The sequence below is a fragment of the Exiguobacterium sp. s36 genome, assembly GCF_018618345.1.
Lineage (GTDB): Bacteria > Bacillota > Bacilli > Exiguobacteriales > Exiguobacteriaceae > Exiguobacterium > Exiguobacterium chiriqhucha.
The window spans coordinates 1-467 of sequence record NZ_JACSLW010000032.1 but is presented as its reverse complement, the minus strand read 5'-3'; the positions used below and the strand labels follow the sequence as shown (position 1 = coordinate 467).

Annotated in this window: 1 protein-coding gene; it reads left to right on the top strand. The window is 56.5% G+C overall.

What is annotated here, in order from left to right; genetic code table 11:
• Positions 1-467, top strand: a 467-nt coding sequence (locus KNP95_RS15980) for an ImmA/IrrE family metallo-endopeptidase (RefSeq protein WP_214838362.1), incomplete at both ends; no start/stop codon positions are given.

Genomic DNA, 467 nt, shown 5'->3' with positions numbered 1-467 from the left:
GAATGGGTACCGCTCAGCAAGGCACCGAAGCCAATCAAGGACGGCGTGAAACAAGGACGCATCCCGTCACGCAAGATGATGTACTTCAAGATCGGTCACGTGTTCGAGTACACGCAGACCGACGCACGCGAGAAAGGAATCGAGGTCTCGGACATCTTCAAACGGTATCACCGGGACGGCGGGATGGAGAACGAACAAGACATCCGTGACGCCTTGACGACGCTCGCGGATGCCCGGAATGTGACACTATTGGATGAACCGCTCGACGAGATCGGAACGGCGAAGGGCTGTTACTATCCGGAGCTACATGCGATTGCCTTGAACCCGCGGAACTCATCTATCGAGGACATCAGCGTCCTGATCCACGAGCTTGCCCATGCGGAGCTACACAATCAGGAGCGGAATTTTGAACGCGATCAACCGCTCACGGCACCCGAGAAGGAGTTCCAAGCCGAGATGGTCGCCTA